30 protein-coding genes and 2 tRNA genes are annotated in these 22,837 nt (G+C 66.3%); 16 read left to right on the top strand and 16 right to left on the bottom strand.

From position 1 onward, the window contains the following. The 12 genes from BGN95_RS24000 to BGN95_RS24055 form a co-directional block, all read right to left on the bottom strand. Positions 1-185: hypothetical protein (locus tag BGN95_RS24000; protein WP_286774262.1), on the bottom strand; the 185-nt coding region annotated here is incomplete at its 3' end. A 296-nt stretch (positions 186-481) separates the two neighbouring features. Further along, positions 482-557, bottom strand: a tRNA-Thr gene (locus BGN95_RS24005). A 123-nt stretch (positions 558-680) separates the two neighbouring features. Next, on the bottom strand, positions 681-1,247 hold the full coding sequence (locus tag BGN95_RS24010; protein ID WP_286774263.1) for a hypothetical protein: 567 nt from the start codon (positions 1,245-1,247) through the stop codon (positions 681-683). Further along, on the bottom strand, positions 1,244-1,705 hold the full coding sequence (locus tag BGN95_RS24015) for a hypothetical protein (protein ID WP_286774264.1): 462 nt from the start codon (positions 1,703-1,705) through the stop codon (positions 1,244-1,246). The genes BGN95_RS24010 and BGN95_RS24015 overlap by 4 nt, the downstream gene beginning before the upstream one ends. A gap of 55 nt (positions 1,706-1,760) precedes the next feature. Then, positions 1,761-2,531, bottom strand: coding sequence for a helix-turn-helix domain-containing protein (locus BGN95_RS24020; RefSeq protein ID WP_286774265.1), 771 nt, complete (start codon positions 2,529-2,531; stop codon positions 1,761-1,763). Continuing rightward, on the bottom strand, positions 2,528-2,884 hold the full coding sequence (locus BGN95_RS24025) for a VRR-NUC domain-containing protein (protein WP_286774266.1): 357 nt from the start codon (positions 2,882-2,884) through the stop codon (positions 2,528-2,530). Before BGN95_RS24025 ends, BGN95_RS24020 begins: the two co-directional genes overlap by 4 nt. A 190-nt stretch (positions 2,885-3,074) precedes the next feature. After that, positions 3,075-3,314: a DUF2312 domain-containing protein gene (locus BGN95_RS24030; protein ID WP_286774267.1), complete on the bottom strand. Its 240-nt coding sequence runs from the start codon at positions 3,312-3,314 to the stop codon at positions 3,075-3,077. 23 nt (positions 3,315-3,337) lie between these two features. Beyond that, positions 3,338-4,513, bottom strand: coding sequence for a DNA polymerase III subunit beta (locus tag BGN95_RS24035; protein ID WP_286774268.1), 1,176 nt, complete (start codon positions 4,511-4,513; stop codon positions 3,338-3,340). Between the two features lie 11 nt (positions 4,514-4,524). Beyond that, positions 4,525-4,788 carry a hypothetical protein gene (locus tag BGN95_RS24040; RefSeq protein ID WP_286774269.1) on the bottom strand — a complete coding sequence of 88 codons (264 nt, stop codon included), beginning with the start codon at positions 4,786-4,788 and terminating at the stop codon, positions 4,525-4,527. Further along, positions 4,788-5,564 (bottom strand): DNA-methyltransferase, encoded by a 777-nt coding sequence (locus BGN95_RS24045; RefSeq protein ID WP_286774270.1) that lies wholly within the window; start codon positions 5,562-5,564, stop codon positions 4,788-4,790. Before BGN95_RS24045 ends, BGN95_RS24040 begins: the two co-directional genes overlap by 1 nt. A 33-nt stretch (positions 5,565-5,597) precedes the next feature. Continuing rightward, on the bottom strand, positions 5,598-6,089 hold the full coding sequence (locus BGN95_RS24050; RefSeq protein ID WP_286774271.1) for a hypothetical protein: 492 nt from the start codon (positions 6,087-6,089) through the stop codon (positions 5,598-5,600). Between the two features lie 207 nt (positions 6,090-6,296). Continuing rightward, positions 6,297-6,509 (bottom strand): carph-isopro domain-containing protein, encoded by a 213-nt coding sequence (locus tag BGN95_RS24055; protein ID WP_286774272.1) that lies wholly within the window; start codon positions 6,507-6,509, stop codon positions 6,297-6,299. Here BGN95_RS24055 and BGN95_RS24060 point away from each other — a divergent pair. The 13 genes from BGN95_RS24060 (at position 6,501) to BGN95_RS24120 (ending at position 14,658) form a co-directional block, all read left to right on the top strand. Further along, positions 6,501-7,358, top strand: coding sequence for a S24 family peptidase (locus BGN95_RS24060; RefSeq protein WP_286774273.1), 858 nt, complete (start codon positions 6,501-6,503; stop codon positions 7,356-7,358). The two genes, BGN95_RS24055 and BGN95_RS24060, sit on opposite strands and share 9 nt — an antisense overlap. A gap of 190 nt (positions 7,359-7,548) precedes the next feature. Continuing rightward, a complete protein-coding gene (locus tag BGN95_RS24065; protein WP_286774274.1) occupies positions 7,549-7,674 on the top strand; it encodes a hypothetical protein in 126 nt (41 codons plus the stop codon). Positions 7,675-7,750: 76 nt separating this feature from the next. Continuing rightward, positions 7,751-8,167 carry a hypothetical protein gene (locus BGN95_RS24070; protein ID WP_286774275.1) on the top strand — a complete coding sequence of 139 codons (417 nt, stop codon included), beginning with the start codon at positions 7,751-7,753 and terminating at the stop codon, positions 8,165-8,167. Then, positions 8,167-8,502 carry a hypothetical protein gene (locus tag BGN95_RS24075; protein WP_286774276.1) on the top strand — a complete coding sequence of 112 codons (336 nt, stop codon included), beginning with the start codon at positions 8,167-8,169 and terminating at the stop codon, positions 8,500-8,502. Before BGN95_RS24070 ends, BGN95_RS24075 begins: the two co-directional genes overlap by 1 nt. After that, the gene (locus BGN95_RS24080) at positions 8,495-8,680 is read left to right on the top strand and encodes a conjugal transfer protein TraR (RefSeq protein WP_286774277.1); all 186 of its coding nucleotides are present in this window, start codon (positions 8,495-8,497) and stop codon (positions 8,678-8,680) included. The genes BGN95_RS24075 and BGN95_RS24080 overlap by 8 nt, the downstream gene beginning before the upstream one ends. Further along, positions 8,677-8,805: a hypothetical protein gene (locus BGN95_RS24085; RefSeq protein ID WP_286774278.1), complete on the top strand. Its 129-nt coding sequence runs from the start codon at positions 8,677-8,679 to the stop codon at positions 8,803-8,805. Before BGN95_RS24080 ends, BGN95_RS24085 begins: the two co-directional genes overlap by 4 nt. Beyond that, positions 8,798-9,790, top strand: coding sequence for a phage Gp37/Gp68 family protein (locus BGN95_RS24090; RefSeq protein ID WP_286774279.1), 993 nt, complete (start codon positions 8,798-8,800; stop codon positions 9,788-9,790). Before BGN95_RS24085 ends, BGN95_RS24090 begins: the two co-directional genes overlap by 8 nt. Before the next feature lie 49 nt (positions 9,791-9,839). Next, a complete protein-coding gene (locus tag BGN95_RS24095; protein WP_286774280.1) occupies positions 9,840-10,907 on the top strand; it encodes a DNA-methyltransferase in 1,068 nt (355 codons plus the stop codon). Continuing rightward, the gene (locus tag BGN95_RS24100; protein ID WP_286774281.1) at positions 10,904-12,784 is read left to right on the top strand and encodes a DNA cytosine methyltransferase; all 1,881 of its coding nucleotides are present in this window, start codon (positions 10,904-10,906) and stop codon (positions 12,782-12,784) included. The genes BGN95_RS24095 and BGN95_RS24100 overlap by 4 nt, the downstream gene beginning before the upstream one ends. Further along, on the top strand, positions 12,781-13,230 hold the full coding sequence (locus BGN95_RS24105) for an XF1762 family protein (protein ID WP_286774282.1): 450 nt from the start codon (positions 12,781-12,783) through the stop codon (positions 13,228-13,230). Before BGN95_RS24100 ends, BGN95_RS24105 begins: the two co-directional genes overlap by 4 nt. Continuing rightward, positions 13,227-13,427 (top strand): hypothetical protein, encoded by a 201-nt coding sequence (locus BGN95_RS24110; protein WP_286774283.1) that lies wholly within the window; start codon positions 13,227-13,229, stop codon positions 13,425-13,427. Before BGN95_RS24105 ends, BGN95_RS24110 begins: the two co-directional genes overlap by 4 nt. A 302-nt stretch (positions 13,428-13,729) precedes the next feature. Next, the gene (locus BGN95_RS24115) at positions 13,730-14,548 is read left to right on the top strand and encodes a tyrosine-type recombinase/integrase (protein WP_286774284.1); all 819 of its coding nucleotides are present in this window, start codon (positions 13,730-13,732) and stop codon (positions 14,546-14,548) included. A gap of 36 nt (positions 14,549-14,584) precedes the next feature. Beyond that, positions 14,585-14,658 (top strand) — tRNA-Gly (locus BGN95_RS24120). 360 nt (positions 14,659-15,018) lie between these two features. Here the strand turns inward: BGN95_RS24120 and BGN95_RS24125 are convergent. Then, positions 15,019-15,330, bottom strand: a complete 312-nt coding sequence (locus BGN95_RS24125; protein WP_265269047.1) for an ArsR/SmtB family transcription factor — start codon at positions 15,328-15,330, stop codon at positions 15,019-15,021. Between the two features lie 129 nt (positions 15,331-15,459). On the opposite strand from BGN95_RS24125, the gene BGN95_RS24130 reads away from it, so the two are divergent. From BGN95_RS24130 to BGN95_RS24140, 3 genes are all read left to right on the top strand, one after another. Continuing rightward, positions 15,460-16,194, top strand: a complete 735-nt coding sequence (locus BGN95_RS24130) for an SDR family oxidoreductase (protein WP_265269046.1) — start codon at positions 15,460-15,462, stop codon at positions 16,192-16,194. 189 nt (positions 16,195-16,383) lie between these two features. Beyond that, on the top strand, positions 16,384-17,115 hold the full coding sequence (locus tag BGN95_RS24135) for a helix-turn-helix transcriptional regulator (protein WP_179513526.1): 732 nt from the start codon (positions 16,384-16,386) through the stop codon (positions 17,113-17,115). Positions 17,116-17,169: 54 nt separating this feature from the next. Then, positions 17,170-18,318 carry an acyl-CoA dehydrogenase family protein gene (locus BGN95_RS24140; protein ID WP_286774285.1) on the top strand — a complete coding sequence of 383 codons (1,149 nt, stop codon included), beginning with the start codon at positions 17,170-17,172 and terminating at the stop codon, positions 18,316-18,318. Here the strand turns inward: BGN95_RS24140 and BGN95_RS24145 are convergent. The 3 genes from BGN95_RS24145 to BGN95_RS24155 all read right to left on the bottom strand — a co-directional run. Continuing rightward, positions 18,306-18,980 carry an acyl-CoA dehydrogenase family protein gene (locus tag BGN95_RS24145; protein WP_265314401.1) on the bottom strand — a complete coding sequence of 225 codons (675 nt, stop codon included), beginning with the start codon at positions 18,978-18,980 and terminating at the stop codon, positions 18,306-18,308. The genes BGN95_RS24140 and BGN95_RS24145 overlap by 13 nt on opposite strands. 1 nt (position 18,981) lies before the next feature. Continuing rightward, a complete protein-coding gene (locus BGN95_RS24150; RefSeq protein ID WP_349293283.1) occupies positions 18,982-20,553 on the bottom strand; it encodes a long-chain-fatty-acid--CoA ligase in 1,572 nt (523 codons plus the stop codon). A gap of 23 nt (positions 20,554-20,576) precedes the next feature. After that, a partial coding sequence (locus BGN95_RS24155; protein WP_286774286.1) for a TonB-dependent receptor occupies positions 20,577-22,837 on the bottom strand: 2,261 nt, incomplete at its 5' end.

The raw sequence follows: 22,837 nt of genomic DNA on the forward strand, positions 1-22,837 counted from the left end.
CCCGCCGCATCGGTGCGCTCGAACCGCCTCAATTTGAAGGCGACGAACGCCTCGACGTACTCCTCAGCCGTCGCGCCAGGCCGCGGCAGGTCGCCGGCCTGCATCCGGTCGCGAACCCAGCTGTCCGACATGCCGACCAGCCACGCCACGTCCGCGCGGGTGAGCGTTTCGGTATCGATACCCAAAATGCCGGCTCCCGCTCGTCAAAAGTGGCAGAAAACCGCCAAAAACGGTGTCAAGGCGGCGGCAGCCTAGCGAAAACCGGTGGCTAGACATTTTCTGCGCCATTGCCCCCCGCATAGCGGCCGGGCCGGGAAGGACCCGCGCCGGGGGCGGGGTGGCGCGCAACAATGTTGCGCGGTCGCAACGAATGGCAAGCAGGTGCCGGGTGTTGCGCAATAATCTTGCGCCTCGATCTTCCCTCGCCGCGAAGGGATCACACGGCGAGGCGGCGGGCTGGGAGAGGATCAGCCGACCGGATTGGAGCCAGCGGCCGGGATCGAACCGACGCGCGTCCGCTCACAAGGCGGGTGCTCTACCTGCTGAGCTACACTGGCGTGATTTAGATACGCTTCGCCGCACCGCCGGCGCGCCATTGCGCCTATCGGTAGCGGCGGGGTCGATGCTGTCGGCTGATGCCCGCTCGATGCGCCCGCCGGCTGATCCTGCCAGCCGCTCGATCACGCCGCGGCGAACGCGGGTGCCGAAGATTTCCCCTTATGTACCGCATCCGTTCGCAGCATGAAAGTGGCAATCTTCAATCGCATGCGCCCATTGCCGATGACGATGACTGACTTGCCGTCATGGCCGACAACCTCGCCTTCAAGCCCGGTCGCCACACCCTCCACGATCCGCACAGCGCAGCCGATCGGGAATTGCTCGCGTTGCAGCTCCAGCCCGGTTTTCCGGCCGCGAGCCCGATCCTCGGCGGCGCGGAGCTCGGCAACCTCCAGATCGGCGATGACGGGAACGCGCGGGCCGACATGGAAGATGGAGAAAGCCGGATGCGGGCTAATCGGGTCGCGGAGCACGCGGAACAGGTCATTGATCTCCGCTGCATCCGCAAAGACGAACGTCGGCATGAGCGGCGCTTCCCGCTTCTCTCGCTTCGTCCGCCGCGGGATACGCCGCGACACCATCGCGATCGGCGTCCAGACCACGAACCCGGCGTCGGCGAGCGATTTCGCCAGCGGGATCGTCCGCCCCGCGCTGGTCCGCAAGATGCACCATTTCGCCACGTCGGTCATTTCTTCCCCCGCTTGCTCTCGATTTCGTCCAGCACGGCCGGGTCGACGCCCAGCCGGATATAATCTTCACGCGTCGGTGCGCGGCACGGCCGGTTCGGATCGGCATGCGTCGCAACAACCGCCGGCCGCGACGGGTCCGCGGCGCCGGTGGCCGCCGAATACCGGCCAACGCCGAACCGCTTGCAGATCGCGTCCACCTCGGCCGCCGTCACGCTCTCCTGCCCCGGCGCGGGCAGCGCATCCCGTGCGCCGGCATCGCGCTCAGCCGTCGCGCGCTGGTTGCGCCGCCGCCAAGCGAGATCGTCCCCGACTGCGCGCATGATGGCCGGCACGATCTTGGCCGGATGGTCGGCCTCGCTCATCGCCGTCTTGGCGCCGCGGCGCAGCAGATCGGCGGGCACCTCGGCGAGCGCGAGGCGCGCCGCTTCAAACCAGGTATCCTGCGCATCCAGCGTCATCCCGACCGGCGCAACGAGCTGGAGGCACGGCGTCAGGATCGAGATGAACTCGCAATCATCCGCGGGGGTGAGGTTCGTGATGTTCGCCAATGCCGCGACGCGCGAGGAAACGGCTGGCGGCGTCGACGGTCGGCCCCATTCCGCTTGCCGAGCCACCGCGCCCGTCGGTTCCTGCCACACGCTGCGATCCTCCATGTCGTCCATCACGCTTGTCCTGCTCGATCACCCAATTCGCCCATGCCGCCTGCCAGTCGGTTTTCCGGCCGATCCCATCCTTGTCCCGGGCGTTCTTCGCCCAGTTGCGGAAGGCCTCCATCGCGGCGCGCGCCCAGTCCCGGCCGCGGCGGTCGATCACCTCGCGGGCCACCGTGCCGTCAGCGAAGCGCTCGGGCTTCCAATCATCAGGCAATCGGAAAGGCCTGACCTTGCTGGCGCGCGTCCTCGGAGGTGGCGAAGCCACCGGAGAGGTGATGGTTCTTGACGGTTTGTCCGAAGCCGCTTCGGGGGTCGGCGTCGCTCCCTTCGGGGGTGAAGACTTTTCGGGGCGAAGCCGCTTCGGGGGTGAAACAGCTTCGGGGGTGGGGTGAACGATGTAGCGGCACCCCCTTCCCGGCACCTCCTCGCGGCTCAGATGCCCGGCCGCTACCAGCGCCTTAATCGACGCCTGCACGGTGCGGTCGCTCTTGCTGCACTTGGTTGCGAGCGTCGCCATCGACGGCCAGCACAGGCCCTCGTCGTTGGCGCAGTCGGCCAGCGCGAGCAGCACAAGCTTTTCGCTGTCGGGCAAGCGGATATCCCACACCCGCGTCATGATGCGGACGCTCATCGCCACCCCCATTCGCGCAGGATGCGGATCGGGCAGTCGAGGCTATTCACCAGCCCCCACGGGATGCCGATCGCCTCCAGATCATCGCGCCAAGTCACCTGATCGGGATCGAGCCTCGCCAGCCCCTCGCGCTTGCACTCGACGACGCCGACGCGCGGCGCGAGCTGGTCGATGATGATCAGATCCGGGAAGCCTGGCGACATGCCGTCTTTCTTGAGCGCGGCCACCTGCTTAATGCGCGCCATCGCGTTGCCGGCGAGATGGCTCCCGTTCGGCACGTGGACGGCGAAGCACCGGTGCATCGCGAACATGCGGATGGCGGCGCGCTGGATCGGGCGCTCGAGCAGCCTCACCCGCGGATGCCCCGGTTGAACAGCGGGTCGCGCTCTATCTGCGCACGCCAGCGGGTCGCCGCCGCGCGGGCGGCGCGCTCCTGATTCGCGGGACGCGACGCCCTGCGACGCGCGAGCGCTTCAAGGATCTGCGCATGCACAGGGGAGACGGCCGCCGCGGTGGGCGGCCGTCGAATGAACCGGGGGAGCCTCACACCAGCCCCAGCGCCTGGCGATACGTTTCGAGCAGCGCGTCAGCCTCGTCGCGGTGATGCTTCTCCATCTTCCGCAGGCGGATGATGGATTTCATCGTTTTCGCGTCGAACCCGGTCGACTTGGCCTCGGCGTAGACATCCTTGATGTCGTCGACGAAGGCCTGCTTTTCCTCCTCCAGACGCTCGATGCGCTCGATGAACTGGCGGAGCTGTTCGGCGGATACGTTGTCGGTCATGGTCAAATCTCCGGTGGTGGGGATCAGTCGAAGCGCATCGGCATCATCACGCCGAGCCAGGCGGTGTCGGCGGTGTTGCGGACGAGCATCGGCGCGGCGGCGTCGCCGAAATCGAGCACCACCTCGTCGCCGCCGGCCGCCGTCAGGATCGAGGTGAGGTATCCGCCGTTGAAGCCGATCTCGAAGCCCGCGCAGGTATGCTGGCACGGCACGGTCACGGCGGCGGTGAGGCCGAGGCCGACATATGCCGCCGAGACGGTGAGCTGGTCGGAGCCCGCGAAGGCGAGCTTAACCGCACGCCAGCCGCGCTCGTGGCCGGACACCGCCGCGACGGCGCGGCGCAACGCGGCGGGGCTAATCACACACTGGCGGTCGCGCTTCGCCGGGATGATGCGCTCGACATCGGGGAACATGCCGTCGATCGTCTTGCCCGAGATCTGGACCGACGCGGCGCGTTCCTCATAGGAGGCGCTGAACCGGAGCAGGTTTTTCCTGTCCGGCGCGGTCGACCCCACCTCGTTTGGCGGCGCGATGCGGCCGAGCACGATGCTGATACCGCCGTCCGCCGACTTCGCGAGATCGAGCAGCAGCCGGACGGCCTTGCGGGGGATGATCGCGCTTTCAAGCGTGCCGGCGGCGTCCGGCGTGGGAACGTCGACGCGGTACAGGATATGGCCGTTCGTGGCGTCAAAGCGGATCGCGCCGGCGATCGCCGACATGTGGACGCCATTGAGGTAATAGCGCGTCTCCTCAGTCGAGATCGCATCGGCGACCCGGGCGAGCGCAGCGATATGCTCGCGCGACAGTGTGGCCGTGAACTCCGGGTGGAGCTCGCGAACAGCGTCGAGCGGGAAGTCATCGGCCGGCAGCGTCGCGACCGTCATCGCCAGCGCGCCGGACGCGATGGAGACCTTGCCGCACTCTGCCGTCGGCGCCAGGCGGACCTCCTTGTCGCCGGCGGCCGACACCGCCGAGACGATTGCTTTCGGCGCCATCAGGGCGAAATCCGCCGCTGGCCCCGCCTCACGCTCGACCGACGCGGTGACCGAGAGGTCAAGGTCGGTGCCCGTCACCTCGAAGCGGCCGTTGGCATGCACGCGCACGGTTTCGAGGATCGGATGCGTATTTCGCCGCTCGATTACCTTGCTGGCAAGCGCGATCGCGCGCCGGAAATTCGCTGAGGTCGTCTGGATGGTCATTTCTCTCTCCTTCACTCGGTGGGGGCGGACGCCATGAAGTCCGCAAGGGTGGGGTCGCCCGCCGCGGGGCGGACAAATTCGGGGCGCAGGCCAACGGCCGCCGCCGCCGCGACCGCCATCGCGATCGGAAGGATGTGCTGGCCGGTGCTGAGTTGGGCGCGAAGGAGGTGGTTCGACCCATCCCGCGCGGCCAGTTCGCGCGCGCTGAGCAGCGCCTTGTCGTCGATCGGCGCGGAATCCTTCGCGAAGGATTGCTGGTAGCGATGGCGGGCCATCAGGCGGCCTCGCCAGCGAACAGGCCGGGTTGCGCCAGTTCCGCCTCGATCCGCCGGCAGGCCGTATCGAAATGCACCGGATCATGTTCGATGCCGACGAACCGCCGACCGAGGCCCAACGCCGCGACGCCGGTTGACCCGCTGCCCATGAACGGATCAACCACCACCGCGCCCGGGTCGGACGCGTTGATGACCATCTTCGCCATCAGGTCGATCGGCTTTTCCGTCGGGTGGCCGAACTCGCTGTCGCCCACCGCCCCGTCCCACACCCGCCGCTTCTGCGGGAGCGCCCCGCCGACGCCGAACGGGCGGCTCCAGCCGTGCCAGTAATATTCCAGCTCGGGCTGGTAGTGCCGGTTCGCCACCGGCATCGGGTTCGTCTTCCGCCAAAAGCACATGGCGTTGCGCTCAAGGCCGGAGCGGCGAAACCACTCGGCGATCTCGAACACCTGGTCGAAGTGGAAGAATACCGCGACGCTGGTGGCGCCAGCCTCGACTGCAGCGGACAGCACCTCGATGTCGAAGCCCTGATCAAGGCCGGCCGCCGCGATCTCTTTGAGGTACGGGCGGTGCCCGCGCAGCGCGCCGCCGCCCGAGGTGGAAAACTTGTACGGCGGATCGGTGATCACCGCGTCGACATGGCCGACGACCGGCATGATCTCGGACGCGTCGCCGAGATAGAGGCGCGCGTTGCCGATCACCTCGATCCGCTGCGCGCGCAAGCTTCCGATCGCGGAAGCCGGGTTGCCGGCCGCCGCGCCCTTATTCACGTCCATCTCGTCACTCCCCCGGGGCGCCGCCCGGCTCGCTCAAGCCTTCAAATTGACCGCGCGGGGTGCGCGCAGTCGGTTGATTTCGTCGATCCAGTTGCCGGTGATGTGGTGGACGATGCGAACTGCATCCTCCATTGCCAGCAGCTCCGAATGCGTCTTGGCAGTGCCGCCGGGGCTGTCCGGGCTCTCGGCCTCGGCAACCAGGTGCAGCAGCGTCGCGATCGGCAACGTGCCGTGATCATCGACCACCGCGGCGTCTTTCGCCACGATCCGGCGGTCGTACAGGTCCGCGATGTCGTCGAGCGCGGTCGGGCACGCGCCGAGGGCGTCCCACAGGCGCTTCGGATCCGGTCGCTGCGCGACGCCGCCGAAAATGTTGCGAAGCCCCTTCGGCGTCAGGTCCATGATGTAGGCCAGCGCTCGCGCCCCTACCCTCCTCTGCGCGCGCGCAAGGCCGGCGACCATCGCGTTGCGGAAGTCTTCGTCCGCGACCGGGCTCGCGGGAGGAACGACACTATCGTGCTGCACGGGATACCTCGGCGTCATGGAAAGGGATGGAATCGCTGTTTGCCGCCGCCGGGATCTCCGCGCGGAACGGGCAGTCGCCGAATGGACAGGTGCGCACGTCCGGGTGCCACGCGGTGGTGGAGCAGCGGGCGCAGGTTTTCGACCAGACGGAGCTGCGGGCGTCATCGGCACCGGCGACGGGGCGGCCGATATCAGTGACGGCGCACATCATGCGGCTGCCTGCCCAAGCGGCCAGACGACATCGTCGGCAGAGATCTCGTACCCCGCCCCGCGGGCGCGCTCGATGACGAGCGGCTGCTCCGCCGCCGGGATACGCCCGGCCGCCTTCCAGCTCTGGACGGTCGATGGCGGCTTGCCGAGCAATTCCGCCATCGCGCGGGTGCCGCCGAGTTTCGTGAAGAGGTCTGCGCCGTGAGCCATGGCGAAAATTCGTACGATCTTTTCGCACATCAATCAACGGGTTTTTCGCACAGACACAGCGCGAAAAATTCGTTCTATAGCGCCATGGAGCCCGTCACAGAGCGACTGAAGCGTTTGCGCGAGAGCGCCGTGCCGAAGCTGTCGGTGCGGAAGATGGCCGATGCCCTCGAAATGGCTCCATCGACTTACGCCACGTACGAGACCGACAAGAAGTACAAGAAGCCGATCCTTCCGCTTGATCTGACCAAAAAGATCGCGGAAGTGTTGGTGCCACGGGGAGTTGATCGTGGCGAAATATTTACACTCGCAGGGGTTACCGGGGAGCTTAACGTTCAACAGCTTCAGAAACCGGGAAATGATGAAGATAGCAGCGAGTGGGTCGAAGTGACGGGGTCCGTGGCGGCTGGTGTGTTTCGAGCGCAGTCAGAATGGGCCGCAAGCGAGCGCTACGATGTGAGGTTCGGGCCGTCGAAGGTTCCAGGCGCGAAGCGCTTCGGTGTCCGAATGGATGGCCTGTCGATGAACCGGACGATCCCGCCTGGGGCGGATCTTGAGTGTATGTGGATCAAGTTCTCCTCGGTCGAGCCAAAGGCCGGAGATCTCGTCATCGTCGAGCGCACCGCGCATGACCTTACCGAGATGACTTGCAAGCGCCTCGATCAAGAGGAAGGCGAGTGGGTGCTGCGCTGCGAGTCCTTCGAACCGGAGTTTCAGGAGCCGATCCGCATCCCCAACCTTTCGCCCGAGAGCATCGTCGACGACGAGATCCGAATCGTCGGGATTGTCCTGTCCGCGAAGATTGATCTGGCGCCGGCGGGCCTAAGCCAGCGGAGATATCGCGTCCGATAAATTCGCGTCTGTGCGAAAAACTCGTTGACACGTACGAAATAGTCGCACATTTTCCCATCATTCTTTGATGGGGAAAACAATGACCCGTACCCATAGCAGTCCCGGGGTTTCTCGCGCTCAGCAGAGCGACAGGCGCCGCGCAGCGTGGTCGACGCCCGTCGATCGCGCCGATGGCGTGTGGGCTGAGCCGATGCGCACCCGGCGCCAGCTCGCGCTCGACTGGATTCTCGCCTTTGGCATCAGCATCATCCTGTGGTCGCTGATCGCGCTGGCCGGCTGGGCCGTGCTCACCACGGTCAAGGCGATCGCGTCGTGATCCCGCTCGCCCTTCTCCTCGGCGTGTCCGTCTTCGCGCTGGCCGAGGCCGCCGCTGCAGTCGCGGAGCGCGTCTTTTGAGCGGCCTCGACCCCGACGCCATGACGCCGGTCGGCCGCCAGCCGGCCTTGCGCGTCTACACGCCGTCGAACCCGAACCCGTGGCACGGCAGCATCATCGGCGGGCGCGAGGAAAACAGCGCGATCGTCGGCGGTGAGCGCTTCACCTACGAGCAGACCCGCACGCTCGAGGAAATGGGGATCGACCCGGCCACCGTCGAGGTGATCACCGTCAAGCGCCAGGCGACGGCGAAGGAATGGGGCAACCCGGACCTCGGGTGCCTGCCGGACGTGTTCGCCTTCGAGTGCCCGGTGCTCGCCCGCCGCGCCGACGGGAAGGTCAAGGTCATCTCGCCGATCGGCAACAAGAACTGGATCGAGGCCACCGGGTGGACCTCGCCGCCTCGGAAATATCCATATCGGGGGTTTTACTGATGAATTCGCACGCCGAGGCGCGCCATTTCACCGAGCGCACCACCGCAGAGCAGCGCGAGATCTACGAGCGCGCAAAAAGCCCCCGTGTCCGATCGTCGAAACGCGAGGTTCGCAATCCGTTGCTCGCGCTGGCTGGCGTCGCTGCCCTGCGCTCACTGCCGATCGAGGTTCGTCAGCAGCTCGCCGATGCTGCGCGGGCGATCCAAGCGGACGCGCGCGACCGCGCCGACAAGTGCTGGCGCAAGCACAAAGCACCGATGGCCGCCTACTGGAAAGCGGTTGGCGTCTACGCCGGGCATTTCGCCCGCGCCATCAAGGATCCGAACAATGGCTGATTGGGCCGACGAAGCCGTCGCGATCTCCCAATTGCATTTGGAGACGAGCCTGCGCGCCGCGCGCCAGCCGGTGCCCGCCGGCGCGCCGGGGACCTGCGAGAATTGCGACGAGCATTCGCTGCGCCTGGTCGGCGGGCTTTGCGCGCCGTGCCGCGCGCCGCGGAGGCGGCACCGGTGAAGCGCGCCGCCGAAATCCTCGCCGTGCTGCTCGCGCTGGCCTTCCTCGCGCTCGGCCTCTGGCTGGAGGTGCAGGACGCGCCGCCGCCGGGCACCCGTTTCGAACTGGAATCCCCCCATGGCTGAGAACAGCAAAATCGAGTGGACCGACCACACCTTCAACCCGTGGATCGGCTGCACGCGCATCGGCCCGGGCTGCGACCATTGCTATGCCGCCGACCTGTCGAAGGCGCGGCTGGGCGTGGAATGGGGCTCAGGCGCGCCGCGCCGCCGGACTGCGGCGGCGACGTGGAAGCAGCCGCGGCGTTGGAACAACCGGGCGGCGAAGCTCGGCATCCGCTATCGCGTGTTCTGCGCCTCGCTGGCCGACGTGTTCGATAACGAGGTCGATCCCGCGTGGCGGGCCGACCTGTTCGCACTGATCCGTGAGACGCCGCACCTTGACTGGCTGCTGGTGACGAAGCGCATCGGCAATGCGGAGAAGATGGCCGAGGCCGCCGGCGGCTGGCCGGGCAACGTCTGGCTGGGCGCGACGATCGTCAATCAGGCCGAAGCCGACCGGGATATCCCCAAGCTGCTCACCATCAAGGGGCCTCGGTACGTCTTCCTGTCGATGGAGCCGCTGTTGGGCCCGGTCGATCTGACCGCGCTCACGCTCACGACGTGCACGGACAAGTTCGACGCGCTGGAAGGCATGGGCTGGGGCATGAACCCCAAGAGCTATGGCGGCGGCAGGCTCTATCACGGCGCCACAAAGTCCCCGTATCGCAAACTCGATTGGGTGATCGTCGGCGGCGAGAGCGGGCATCATGCCCGACCGATGCACCCGGATTGGGCGCGCTCGCTCCGTGACCAGTGCGCCGCCGCCGGAGTGCCGTTCCTGTTTAAGCAGTGGGGCGAGTGGATCCCCGCGCTCGATCGCGAGCGGGCCGATCCCGATTGGCGCGCTGACTACACCAACACCTATGCCGATCGCGGTAAGACGCAGTGGCTCAACCTCGCCGGCGGCCGAGGCTTTCACGGCGAGCGCTTCCACGTCATGCAACGCGTCGGCAAGAAAGCCGCCGGCCGACTGCTCGACGGTGTGCAGCACGATGGGGTGCCGGCATGAGCGCGGCACGAGAGATCGCGGCGAAGCTGAGTGCGGCGGGGCGGGAATAATGGCGGTAGAGATCATCCCCGGCGATTGCCGTAACGTGCTGCCGACTCTTGATGCAGGATCGGTTCATTGCTGCGTTACCTCGCCGCCGTACTTCGGCTTGCGCGATTATGGCGTCGCAGATCAGATCGGCCTCGAGCCGACCCCCGATGAGTTCATCGAGCAGATGGTCGCGGTGTTTCGCGAGGTTCGTCGCGTCCTGCGCGATGACGGTACGCTCTGGCTGAATATCGGCGATAGCTATGCGGCCAGCGGGCGCGGTGGCAACCCCGAAGACAGCCAGCATCAAAAGCAGGCGAGCAATCGCGGGTCGCGTTCGTTCTTCCATAATCAGATGGTCGCCAATGGGCTGATCGGGCGAAAATGGGTGAAGCCGCCGACGGGATATAAGCCGAAAGACCTGATCGGCATTCCGTGGATGCTGGCCTTCGCTCTCCGCGCCGACGGCTGGTATCTCCGGCAGGATATCATCTGGTCGAAGCCGAACCCGATGCCGGAATCGGTGCGCGATCGCTGCACCAAGGCGCACGAATATCTGTTCCTGCTGAGCAAGGGGCCGCGCTACTATTACGATGCTGCGGCGGTCGCCGAAGGGCTTGCCGAAGCCAGCATTTCCCGCCTCGCTCAGAACGTGGAGGGCCAGCGCGGATCTGACCGAGTTCCTGGAAAGACGAACGGTGCGATGAAGGCCGTTGGTGGCCGCCGCCGGGGCGTTCCCCCGCGCCATGCCCAATATCCCGACAGCAGCGACCAAAGAGGGCTCGATGATGTTGGCCGCGGCGGGCAGCGCAACAAGCGGTCGGTCTGGACGATCCCGACGCAGCCGTTTTCGGAGGCGCACTTCGCGACGTTCCCGCCGGCGCTAGTCGAGCCCTGCATTCTCGCCGGCTGTCCGTCCGGCGGCACCGTGCTTGATCCGTTCGGCGGTGCCGGGACAACGGGCCTCGTCGCCGATCGACTCCAGCGCAACGCTGTCCTGATCGAGCTCAACCCCGAATACGCAGACATCGCGCGGCGTCGCATCGACGGCGATCGTGGCGGCCTGCTCAACGCGATGGAGGCGGCATGAGCGCGGCAACCGGCTTCCTCGCGGCCACGCTCGCCTTCACCCCGATTCACGTCGACGGCCTGTTCATCGACGGGTTTGCGGGCGGCGGCGGGGCCAGCACCGGCATTGAGCAGGCAATCGGCCGTAGCGTCGATATCGCCGTCAATCACAGCCCGACCGCGATCGCGATCCACAAGGCGAACCATCCCGGCACGACGCATTATTGCCAGGACATCAAGGCGCTGTGGCCGCTCGCCGCAACCAAGATGCGGCCCGTCGCTGGCGCCTGGTTCTCGCCGGATTGCAAGGAATTCAGCAAGGCGAAGGGTGGCCCGGTCAAGGATCGCAGCATTCGCGCGCTTTGCTGGGAAGTCATTCACTGGCTCAAGGAAACCCGGCCGACTTGCGGCTATCTCGAAAACGTCGAGGAGTTCGAATACGCCGCGCCGCTCGATGACGCCGGCCGCCCGATCGCGGGCCAAGAAGGGCGCGAGTTCAAGCGGTTCGTGCGTGCGATCCGGGGGCTCGGCTACCGGGTGCAGTGGCGCGTCCTCAGGGCCTGCGACTATGGCGCGCCGACCAGCCGGAAGCGGCTCTACATGGTCATGCGCTGCGATGGCCTGCCGATCGTCTGGCCGAAGCCGACGCATGGCGACCCCAATTCGCCGGGCGTGCGCAGCGGCAAGCTGCTGCCGTATCGCACCGCCGCCGAATGCATCGACTGGTCTATACCATGCCCGTCGATCTTCGATCGTGCCCGCGAGCTGGCGGACGCTACCAAGCGCCGGATCGCGCATGGTGTGATGCGGTATGTGGTCAATGCGGCCAAGCCGTTCATTGTGAACCGCGACGGCGTTGACCATCGCGTCGTTGGGTCGCCGTTCGTCACCTATGGCCAGCATGGCGGCGCAAATCGCCCGGTCGATGTGCCGCACCATACCGTTGCCGCATCCAAGAAGGATACGAACGGCGTTGCCGAGGTGGTGCTCGCGCCGCACATCACCAAGTTCCGCACCGGCAGCGTCGGCTCGCCGATGGACAAGGAAATGCCCACGGTGACCGCCAATGGCGAACCGGCACGGCCCGCCGGCGCGACGCCGCTCGGCATGGTCGCCGCGACCATGATCCAGACCGGGTATGGCGAGCGCTCCGGGCAAGCGCCGCGCTCGCTCGATATCCAGAAGCCGCTGGGGACGATGGTCGCTGGCGCCTGCAAGCACGCCGCGGTCACCGCGTTCCTGTCGAGCTTCTACGGCAGCGATAAGACCGGCGCAGGCGGTGACCCCGAGCAGCCGTTGCGTACTGTGCGCGCCAACGGCCAGCATCATGCGGTCGTCGCCGCGCATCTGGAGCAGGCGAACGGCGGGCCGCGCAACCGCAACAGCGCCGGCCGTGACGCGCGCCGACCTCTTTCGACCGCCACGACGACGGGATCGCAACAGCGGATTGTCGAGACGACGCTGCTCGAGGAAGGCGCTCTGCCGCCGGAAATGATGGAACGCGCCGTCCGCACCGCCGCATTCCTCGTCAAATATTACGCCACCAACGGTGAGAACGAAGCGAGCCAGGTGCAAGCGGTCGATCGGCCGCTGGACACGGTTACCACGCTGGCGCGCTTCGCAGTGGTGACCGTCACGATCGATGCGCGCGCCTATGTGATCGTTGATATCGGCCTGCGCATGCTCAAGCCGCGCGAGCTCGCCCGGGCGCAGGGCTTCCCCGACAGCTACGTGCTCGATCCCGTCGTGCGGAAATTACTGCGCGGCAAGTGGGTCGAGCGCCCCCTGACCATCGCCGAGCAGATCAACGCGATCGGCAACAGCGTGTGCCCGCCCGTGGCTCGCGCGCTGGTCGCGGCCAATCAGCCGAGCGCCCAGCCTTTGAGGAAAGCAGCATGAGCGCGCGCCTGTCCACCGCTCCGATCTCCTTTGCGGATGCCGCCGCATTCGTGAAGCTACACCACCGGCATCATACGCCGCCGGTCGGTCACAAATTCAGCATCGCCGCGGTCCAACATGACGAGATCGTCGGCGTGGTGATCGTTGGCCGCCCGGTCAGCCGCCGTCGCGATGACGGGCGCACGCTCGAGGTGACGCGCCTGTGCACCACGGGCAGCAAGAACGCTTGCTCGTTCCTCTACGGCGCAGCTGCGCGGGCGACCTTCGCGCTCGGATATCGCCGGCTGGGGACCTACACGCTCAAGAGCGAGCCCGGCACGTCCTTGCGCGCCGCTGGCTGGAAACTGGTCGCTGAAACGCCGGGGAAGAGCTGGTCTGTCCCGACCCGGCCGCGCGCCGACAAGCATCCGATCGAGCCGAAACTACTGTGGGAGATTGCAGCGTGACTGCCGCCGCTAAGATCCGGGTCCCGACCAAGGCGGAGATCGAGCGCCTCGTCACCGCGGCGATCACCGCCGCGCGCGCTTGTGGGATCGACGTCGCCGGGTTCGAGATGCAGCCCGACGGCGTGATTCGCATCATGGAGCCGCGCGGGGTGAGCCGCGTGGAGAACGACTTCGATCGATGGGCGGATAAGCTCTGATGGCACTGCAGTACATTTGGGACCGCAAACGGGCGCGCTGCTACGTCTACGCCTACAAGGGCGGCCCGCGCATCATGGTCTATGAGGGGCTTCGGCGATCGCCGCGGTTCAAGCCCGCGCTCGACGCCGCCGCATCAGCGAAACTTGCCGACGCGCTGGCGAAGCGCGAATCGCTCGACGCGAGCAAGTTCCGCTCGATCATCCGGGCTTGGGAAAACAGCCCCGAATGGCTCGCGCTCGAGCCCGGCACCCGCAAGACGTGGAGCCGGCACCTGGCGCTGATCGAGGAGAAATGGGGCGACGTGCCGGTCGGCGTCTGGAACGACAGCCGAATGACGGCGAAGGTCGTCGCGTGGCGCAACAGCCGCAAGGATACCCCGCGCACCGCCGACATCGGCGTCACGGTGCTGGTTGCGCTGCTCAAATGGGCGCGCCTGATGGGGCGCGGGATCGCCATCAATGTCGCGGCCGATATCCCCCAGCTCTATAAAGGCGCGCAGCGCGAGGAGATCGTCTGGACCGAGGACGACATGCAAGCGTTCGCGGAAAAGGCGATCGAGCTGGAGCGCGAACACATCATTGACGGATTGTGGCTCGCCGCACTGACCGGCCTGCGGCGCGCCGATCTGGTCACCCTCACCTTCGACCATATCGGCGAGTTCGCGGTCACCAAGACGGCGCTGAAAAAGAGCAAGGGGCGCAGGCGCCGGGCGACGATCCCGATGACGCCAGCGCTGGAGGCCCTGCTCGCAGAACTGCGCGGGCGCCAACGGGCGGAAGGTGTCGACACCGTGCTCGTCAACAGCTTCGGGCGGCCATGGTCTGGCGACGGATTCGGCGGGTCGTTCAATCGCGTCCGCGACGAAGCCGACATCAAGCATGTCGAGGAGGATGGCACCGAACGGATGAAGCACCTGCACGATCTGCGCGGCACATTCTGCACGATGCTGCTCGCCGAATGCGAGCTGACCGATCGCGAAGCGGCCGACATCATGGCGTGGTCGCCCGACCGCGTCGCACATATTCGCAAGACATATGTTGACGGATCGAGGGTCGTCGTGGCAATCGGCGCGCGCATCGCAGGACGGTCCCGAGCAAAACACGGGGCAAAACAGCGATAGGCCGCTCCGCCGGAAATGGCGGAAAAGCTGGAAAATGCGGGTGTAGCTCAATGGTAGAGCAGAAGCTTCCCAAGCTTACGACGAGGGTTCGATTCCCTTCACCCGCTCCAGTTTCCCATCCAAAAGCGTCCGAAGCAGCCTAGAAAAACGGCTGATTTCCTAGTAAAATTGGGCATGACCCGTCCAGTGCGGTCCTCCCCAATCCACGCTCATCCGACGAGATTTGGGGGTCGCGGCACTTTCGCGATTCGAAGTATTCCCCTTCGCTGGCGTCGCTTGTCCAGAAAACGCGCACAGGTCTTCCCTCGTCGAGACGCGAATGTCTGCTCACGCCGGAACCGGTCTTTCAGCGGGGGACCACTCCATCTCGACATCAGCCACAATGGGCCGACCATCGCCTGCTGACGGCGACATGGCTTGAGAACGTCGTAATCAGGCGCATATCCAATCTCGAAAGCTGCCGCCGGACGTCAATAAAGATTGTTGGCGAGAACGGCATCGAGAAGCCCCGGAAAACGCTGGTCAAATTCGGCACGGCGCAACGTGTTGATCATCTCGCGCCCTGCCTGCTTCGTCTCTATCAGCCCGGCGGCGCGCAGCAGTTTGAGATGGTTGGACAGCGTACTCTTGGGAATCGAATCGCACGGCGCGGCGCCCGTGCAGCTCAATTGTTCCGTTGCCGCCAGCCTCGCGATCATGCCCAGTCGGTTGGGATCAGCCAGAGCATGAAGCGCCAGATCGAGCGGAACGTCGTCCAGCCGGGGATGGGTGAAGCGAGGCATGAGACAGATATAGGAAGAGCGGGTTGATTTAATAGTTCGGGAATATTGAACTGTTAGACCACGGCTCCATATCCCCGGCTGCCGACAGCGCACGATGGCGTGATCGCGGGCCATTTTTGGAGTATTTGCATGTCACTTCTGGGCAAGAAGGCGCTCGTCACCGGTGGATCGCGCGGGATCGGCGCGGCGATCGCCAAGCGGTTGGCCGCGGACGGTGCCGCGGTCGCGATCACCTATGCCGGCAACAAGGCGGCAGCCGATGCCACAGTCGCTGCGATCGAAGCTGCGGGCGGCACCGCGTTCGCCTTCCAGGCCGATGCCGCGGATCCCGCTTCGCAACGCGCCGGCGTCGAGCAGGCAGCGGCGGCACTGGGCGGCATCGACGTGCTGGTCCACAATGCCGGGGTCGCCGAATTCTCGGCTGTGGAGCAGGATACCGACGAGGTCTATGATCGCCAGTTCGCGGTCAATGTGAAGGGAGTGCATGTCGGCACGCGCGCGGCCTTGCCTCACCTCCGCGATGGCGGGCGTATCATCCTGATCGGCAGCGTCTCCGGCGAACTCGCCTTTCCGGCGACGGCGGTCTACAGCGCGACCAAGGCGGCGGTCGCGGCGCTCGCGCGTGGCTGGGCGAAGGACCTCGCGGCGCGCAACATCCTGGTCAACGCGGTACAGCCGGGGCCGATCGATACCGACATGAACCCGGCCGACGGCGACTTCGCGCAACAGATGATGTCGTTTATCCCGCTCGGCCGCTACGGGAAGGTCGAGGAAATCGCGGGCGCGGTCGCATTCCTGGCCGGACCGGACGCCAGTTACATCACCGGGACGACGCTCAACATAGACGGCGGCACCGCGGCCTGAGTATGAGTGGCCAGTTCCTTCTCCACAAACGGCGGAGGAACTGGCTGACCGCCGGAACCGCATCGGGCAATGCCCCTTTGGCAATTGTGCCGGACCAGAAGCAGCCTTCGACAACGCGCCTCCATTGCGACACCGCCTCTTTCGGTCCAAGGCGGTGCCCGAGAGGGCGCCAGCATGAATCAGGGCTCGATGCCGGAATTATCGTGGGAGGCGGTCGATCGCCTGGCGGCGGCGGTCGCGGCGGCTGGCCGGCGTGCGGGGCTGCCTTACGTCGCGGTGCAGAGCGATCTCGGCGATCCCAAACCGATGACCGACGGCAACGGCCACGCTTATGCCGAATCGCTGCCGTGGGTCGATGCCGGGGCGGCTTATTGGCGCGATCGCGCGCTGGCGCTGCGGTCGAGCTTCCTGCTCGCCGCGCGGGTGTTTGCCGAGCCGATCTGGTTTGCCGACGGACGGCTCGGCTCGTGGCGCCCGACGCACAGCCTCGACGCGATCGATTGTTCGCGCGTCACCGAGGAATTCGGCTATACCGGCGCGATCATCGCCCCGGCGCATCTCGCCGGGGGGCAGGTGGGGGCGGTGGTATGGGTGACGACCGCGCCGATCGACATGCCCGCAATATTCGCGGCGCATGCCGCGGAGATGTTCACCACCGCGCTGCAATTCCTCGCCGCGCATAGCGAATTGGCGACGCGGCGCCGCCGGCTGACCCCCGCGACGCTCTCCCCACGCGAGGCGCAATGCGTGCGCTGGGCGGCAGCGGGCAAGACCAATGCGGAGATTGCCGCGATCCTGTCGCTGTCGGTGTCGACCGTACGCTTCCATTTGCGCAATGCCGCCGAAAAGCTCGGCGCGGCGACGCGCGCGCGGTTGATCCAGCTTGCGACGGCAATGGGGTTTCTAGGGCGGCATGTGTAACCCCTGACGCCTGTGTCAGGTGGACAGCGCGCGCGTTCCACGCATGATGCGTCAATGGATCATCTGTTGACCCCCGAAACGCGCGCCTTCCGTGATGAGGTGTGCGATTTCCTGCGCGACAATCTGCCCGCCGATCTCGCCCGCGCTGCGCGGCGCGCGACCAGCGTGTTCATTCACCCCGATATCTCGCTGGCGTGGCAACGCATCCTCCATGCGCGGGGCTGGGTCGCGCCCGATTGGCCGGTCGATTATGGCGGCCCCGGCTGGGACGGCATCCGGCGCTATATCTTCGCCGAGGAATGCGCCCGCGCCCACGCCCCGTCGCTCGCGCCGCAGGGGCTGAAGATGGTCGCCCCGGTGATCATGCATTATGGTAGCGCGGCGCAGAAAGCTGCGCTCTTGCCGCGCATTCTCTCAGGCGAGGATGTTTGGTGCCAGGGCTATTCGGAGCCGGGGGCGGGATCGGATCTCGCGGCGCTGCGCATGCGCGCGACGCGCGACGGCGACGATTATGTGCTCAACGGCTCCAAGATCTGGACGACCCACGCGCAATTCGCCAACCGCATGTTCTGCCTCGTCCGCACCAGCGCCGAGGGGCGCCCGCAATCCGGGATCACCTTTCTGCTGCTCGATATGGCGACACCCGGGATCACCGTCGCGCCGATCCCGACGCTCGCGGGCGAGCATGAGTTCAATCAGGTGTTTTTCGACGACGTGCGCGTGCCGGTCGCCGGGCGGCTGGGGGCGGAGAATGACGGCTGGACGGTCGCCAAGCATCTGCTGACCTTCGAACGCGGCGGGCGCTATGCGCCGAGCCTCGCCGCACATCTCGCGTCGATCCGCGCGGCGGCGGAGCAGACCGGCTGGCTGGCGCATGACGGCAACCGCGAGCGGCTGGCGCGCGAGGCGATCGCGATCGATGCGTTGCGCGCGATCGAGATCGCGGCGCTGGAGGGAAGCGGCCCGTCGGACGCGACGCGCCCCTCGATGCTCAAGGTGCTCGGCACCGAGACGTCGCAGCGGCTCGATCATCTCGCGCTGGAGATGGCGGCGTTGTGGGACGGCGCGCTCGACGATGCCCCCGATGCGATTGCGGTGGCGATGCCGCGCTATCTCAACAATCGCGCGGGGAGCATCTATGCCGGGTCGAACGAGATCCAGCGCGATCTGATCGCGCGCGTCGTGGTCGATCAGGCGGCGTAGCGCGCGAGATGCGCGCGAGCGCCGCCGTCGCCCTGCATCAAGGCGCAGGCGCGGCGGAAATAGCCGCCGACGCGCAGCTCCGCGGTCAGCCCCATCGCGCCGTGAATCTGCACCGCGCCCTCGCCGACGACGCGCGCTGCATCGTCGCATATCACGCGGGCGGCGCTCACCGTGCGCGCAGCGTCCTCGCCGCCAAGGGTCAGCGCATCGATCGCCGCGCCGGTGATCACTTCGGCCTGTTCGAGCGCCATCGCCATATCGGCCATGCGGTGGCGCAGCGCCTGAAAGCTGGCGATCGCGACGCCGAACTGGTGGCGTTCCTTGGCGAACAAGGCGGCGTCGCGCAGCATCGTGCGGCACAGCCCGACCATTTCGGCGCAATGCAGCACCGCGAGGACGTCGGCCGCGGCATTGCTGGCGTCGCCGCGCCTGGCGACCCAATATTCGGCCCAGGGGAGCGCGGCATTGGCGCGGCCGAGCGCAGCGGCGACGACTGCGGCGTCGCGCAGATCGGTGCCGAGCCCGCCGTCCGCCTCCGCCACGCCGAGCGCGTCGAGCCCAGTCGCTTCGATCGCACCGGCCCAGTCGATTGCGCCGCGCGCCAGCGCCGCATCGAGCGTGTCGGCGAGCATCCGTTGCTCGTCGGTGCGCGCGAAAGTCATATCAAACTACCTTTCTATCGTGCCCGGCCCAGAAGGGCGCGCGCAGCTCGCGGCGGAGAATCTTGCCGGCGGGATTGCGCGGCAGCGCGGCGACGAAGTCGACCGATTTGGGGCATTTGAATCCTGCGATCCGTGCGCGGGCGTGCGCGATGATCGCGTCCGCATCGGCCTGTTCGCCGGGTTTCAGGACCACGATCGCCTTGACCGCCTCACCCCATTTCGCGTCAGGCACCCCGATCACCGCGACATCCGCCACCGCGGGATGGCCGTAGATCGCGCTTTCCACCTCGGCAGGATAGACATTCTCCGCGCCGGTGATGATCATGTCCTTGATGCGATCCTGGATATAGAGATAGCCCTCCGCATCGAGCATGCCCGCATCGCCGGTGCGCAACCAGCCGTCGCCGATCAGGGTCCTGGCGGTTTCCTCGGGCTTGTTCCAATAACCGGGGGTGTTGTTGGGGCTGCGGATCGCGACCTCACCGATCGTATGGGGCGGGAGCATGTGGCCCGCGGCATCGATGATCCTGAGCTCGACTCCGGGCAGCGCCTTGCCGGCCGCGGTCATCTTATGCTCGCGCCCCGGAAGATGATCCTCGGGCGGCAGCGCGACCACCGCCCCCCAGGTCTCGGTCATGCCATAGACCTGGACAAAGCCGCAGCCGATCCGCGCCAGCGCCTGCTGAAGCAGCGGCAGCGGGATCGGGCTGGCGCCATAGGACAGCGTCTCGATCGACGAGAAATCGGCGTCGGCGGCCTTGGGATGCTGGAGCATGATCCCGATCGCGGCGGGGACGAGGAACAGCCGCCGCACGCGATGCTCGGCCACCGCGTCGATCACCGCGCCGGGATCGAATTCGGCGTGGACGATCAGTTCCTGCCCGCTGTTGATCGCCCCCAGCACCACCCCGACACCGCCGATATGGCCATAGGGCATCGCGATGATCGTGGTGTCGCCGGGATCGGCGAGCAGCCAGTCGATCCCGGCGGCGATCATATTGGCACGCTGGCGGATGCCGTTGGCGTGGCTCAGCATCACGCCTTTGGGCAGGCCGGTGGTGCCTGAGGTGTAGAGCTGGAGCACGATATCGTGTTCGTCCACCACCACTGCCGGCGGCGTCGCGGAAGCGGCATCGCGGAACGCGCGGTAACTCGCCTCGTCCATCGATCTGACCGCCAGCCCGCGCGCCGCTGCCGCGTCGCCGATCGCCGCGAAAGCGGGCTCGACGAATAGCGCCGCCGCATGGCTGTCGGCCAGGATATGCGCCACCTCCGGCGCGGCGAGCCGCCAGATGATCGGCACGAACACCACGCCGGCGCGTGCCGCGCCCAGCGCGAGTTCGATCGAATGATCGCTGTTCTTGCCGAGATAGGCGATCCGGTCGCCCTTCTTCAGCTCCATCGCAACCAGCGCATTGGCGACCCGATCGGCATGCGCGTCGACGTCGGCGTAACTGGTCACCCGCCCCGCGAAGCGCAGCGCGATCGCGTCGGGGCGCTCGATCGCGTGGTGGCGGAGCGCTGCACCGAAAGTCGTGGGGAGCGACATGGTCTCCGCATCATCATCAAGCACATCCCGCTCCCCGATCACCGTCTTCAGAACCGGAAGGCCGCGGTGGCGCCCCAGGTCCGCGTCTGCCCGGGGAAACGCACCACGACATTGGCGTTGCTCGCCACCGCCGTCCAATAATATTGGTCGAACAGGTTGCGCGCCCACAGGCTGAACGCCCAGCTATCGTCATTGGCTTTCACCCCGATCCCGGCATTGACCGTGGTATAGGCCTTGATGTCGTAGAGCGGGTTGATCTCGAACACCGTCGTCTGACGCGATTGATAGCGGACATTGGCGTTGGCGGTGACATTGAGCCGATCGCTGACCGGCTGATCGATCAGGGCGGTGCCCGAAAGCGTCAGTTCCGGGCTGTAGATGAAGCGCGCGCCGGCGAAATTCTGCGTCTGCCCGGCGGCGTTGGTGCCGATATAATCCTTGATCCTGGTCTTGAGCCACAGGGCGTTGCCGATCAGCGTGAAGGCGTTGGTCGGGCGGATCGTCAGCTCGCCTTCGACGCCATAGGCCTCCGATTTGGGCACGTTATCGAGCCGGGCGAGCGCGGTGTAGATCGGATCGGCGAAATAGGTGCTGATCTGCTTGTCTTTGTAATCATAATAGAAACCGGCGAGGTTGAGCTGTACCTTGCGCTCGAGGAACCCCAGTTTCGCGCCGATTTCATAAGCGGTGAGCTGTTCCTGCTTCACCGGCCCGTTCTGCCGCGCGATATTGGCGGCGTTGATCGGGGTCGTCCCCGATTTATAGCCGCGCGAGATCGAGGCGTAGAGCAGGGTCGTCGAACTCGGGGTGATATCGAGCGCCGCGCGCCACGCGAAATTGTCCTCGTCGATCCTTGAGGAGACCAGCCCGAAGCTGTTGGTCGCGGGGTTGTAGGTATTGCACTGGTTGGCGCTGATCGGCGCGGCGAGCTGGCCGTAGAGTTGGAAGAACAGCGCGCGATTGGCGAGGTTGACGTTGGGCAGCATGCTGCCGTTGAAGTCGCGCGAGCAGCCGGCGTAATCCTGTTTGTCGCGAGTATAGCGCCCGCCGAGGGTCAGCTTGATCAGATCGGAGAAAGCATAATCGGCATTGGCGAAGATGCTCCATGTCCGCGTGTCGATATTGCCGACATCGCGATAGGTGCGGAAGGCGGTGGCGGCGTCGGTGAGTGTGTAGCCGAAGACGTTGAACGGCGAGGCGAGCAATTGCGCGGTGCCGGCGCGCACCAGCCCGACATTGGCATTCTGCCCCAGCAGGGTGCGGTTGCTGTCGAGGATCGTATCCTTGGCGTAATAGCCGCCGATCAGCCAGTTATACCCCGCGCCATCGCCCTCGACGCGCAATTCCTGCGCGAAGCTCTTGATATGCCCCACCGCATTCTGGATCAGGATTTCATAGGGCACCCCCGACCAGTCGAACGTCGCCTGCCGATCGAACTCGTTATAGCCGGTCAGCGAGACGATGCGCGCATGATCGGACAGGTTGAGCTGGATGCGCCCCTTCAGCCCGACGAACCAATTGTCTTCCGCGAGCGGCCCCGACAGCCCCGCGCCACGCCCGATATTGGCCGAGCGCGCGGCGGTCGGATCCCAATCGGCCTGGCTGCCGCTGGTGGGGACGTTATTGGCGATATAGCTCGCCACCCCGGGCGCGTTGAACAGGCTGGCGGTCGATCCGCTGCCCGGCGTGGTCGCGGGGGTGAAGCCGATCCCCTGTCCCGCGACGGTATCGGATTTGTTGACCCAATAGGTCGCCGAAAGGTCGATCTGGAACGGCCCCGGCTGGAAGGCGAGCGAGCCGCGCACGCCATAGCGCTTGACCTTGCCGAGCCGGTCGCCGCGGCTGTTGCTGATCTGCCAGCCCTGATCGCTCAGGTCCACGCGATAGCCGAGCCGCGCCTGTATCCCCTGCGCGATCGGCCCGGTGACATAGCCGCCGACGTTGAGCGTGCGATAATTGCCGACGTCGATGCTCATCGCCCCCGACGGCGCCTCGCTCGGCTTGCCGGTGACGAAGTTGATCAGGCCGGCGGTCGTATTGCGCCCGTAAAGCGTCCCCTGCGGCCCCTTGAGCACCTCGACCCGCTCGATATCGATCATCGGGCCGGTGTTCATGATCGGATAGGCGTAGGCGACCTCATCGGTATAGGTGCCGACGGTGGAGGTGGACGACAGGTTGATCGTGTTGAAACCGATCCCGCGCAACGTATAGGTCGGAACGCCTTGATAGCTTTGCGCGACGGTGAAGCTCGGCACCACCGCGGCGAGATCGCGGACGTTGTTGACGCGCAATTCCTGCAAGGTCTCGG

This window comes from Sphingomonas sp. 66-10 (assembly GCF_001897045.1).
GTDB classification, from domain to species: domain Bacteria; phylum Pseudomonadota; class Alphaproteobacteria; order Sphingomonadales; family Sphingomonadaceae; genus Sphingomonas; species Sphingomonas lycopersici.

Coding starts and splice junctions, on each gene's coding strand:
- BGN95_RS24045 (WP_286774270.1), bottom strand. CDS start 5,564: ATGGACGTGAATAAGGGCGCGGCGGCCGGCAACCCGGCTTCCGCGATC.
- BGN95_RS24015 (WP_286774264.1), bottom strand. CDS start 1,705: ATGACGCTGGATGCGCAGGATACCTGGTTTGAAGCGGCGCGCCTCGCG.
- BGN95_RS24020 (WP_286774265.1), bottom strand. CDS start 2,531: ATGAGCGTCCGCATCATGACGCGGGTGTGGGATATCCGCTTGCCCGAC.
- BGN95_RS24130 (WP_265269046.1), top strand. CDS start 15,460: ATGTCACTTCTGGGCAAGAAGGCGCTCGTCACCGGTGGATCGCGCGGG.
- BGN95_RS24080 (WP_286774277.1), top strand. CDS start 8,495: ATGGCTGATTGGGCCGACGAAGCCGTCGCGATCTCCCAATTGCATTTG.
- BGN95_RS24145 (WP_265314401.1), bottom strand. CDS start 18,980: ATGACTTTCGCGCGCACCGACGAGCAACGGATGCTCGCCGACACGCTC.
- BGN95_RS24030 (WP_286774267.1), bottom strand. CDS start 3,314: ATGACCGACAACGTATCCGCCGAACAGCTCCGCCAGTTCATCGAGCGC.
- BGN95_RS24065 (WP_286774274.1), top strand. CDS start 7,549: ATGCGCACCCGGCGCCAGCTCGCGCTCGACTGGATTCTCGCCTTTGGC.
- BGN95_RS24040 (WP_286774269.1), bottom strand. CDS start 4,788: ATGGCCCGCCATCGCTACCAGCAATCCTTCGCGAAGGATTCCGCGCCG.
- BGN95_RS24125 (WP_265269047.1), bottom strand. CDS start 15,330: ATGCCTCGCTTCACCCATCCCCGGCTGGACGACGTTCCGCTCGATCTG.
- BGN95_RS24140 (WP_286774285.1), top strand. CDS start 17,170: ATGGATCATCTGTTGACCCCCGAAACGCGCGCCTTCCGTGATGAGGTG.
- BGN95_RS24010 (WP_286774263.1), bottom strand. CDS start 1,247: ATGACCGACGTGGCGAAATGGTGCATCTTGCGGACCAGCGCGGGGCGG.
- BGN95_RS24100 (WP_286774281.1), top strand. CDS start 10,904: ATGAGCGCGGCAACCGGCTTCCTCGCGGCCACGCTCGCCTTCACCCCG.
- BGN95_RS24035 (WP_286774268.1), bottom strand. CDS start 4,513: ATGACCATCCAGACGACCTCAGCGAATTTCCGGCGCGCGATCGCGCTT.
- BGN95_RS24095 (WP_286774280.1), top strand. CDS start 9,840: ATGGCGGTAGAGATCATCCCCGGCGATTGCCGTAACGTGCTGCCGACT.
- BGN95_RS24055 (WP_286774272.1), bottom strand. CDS start 6,509: ATGGCTCACGGCGCAGACCTCTTCACGAAACTCGGCGGCACCCGCGCG.
- BGN95_RS24135 (WP_179513526.1), top strand. CDS start 16,384: ATGCCGGAATTATCGTGGGAGGCGGTCGATCGCCTGGCGGCGGCGGTC.
- BGN95_RS24105 (WP_286774282.1), top strand. CDS start 12,781: ATGAGCGCGCGCCTGTCCACCGCTCCGATCTCCTTTGCGGATGCCGCC.
- BGN95_RS24090 (WP_286774279.1), top strand. CDS start 8,798: ATGGCTGAGAACAGCAAAATCGAGTGGACCGACCACACCTTCAACCCG.
- BGN95_RS24075 (WP_286774276.1), top strand. CDS start 8,167: ATGAATTCGCACGCCGAGGCGCGCCATTTCACCGAGCGCACCACCGCA.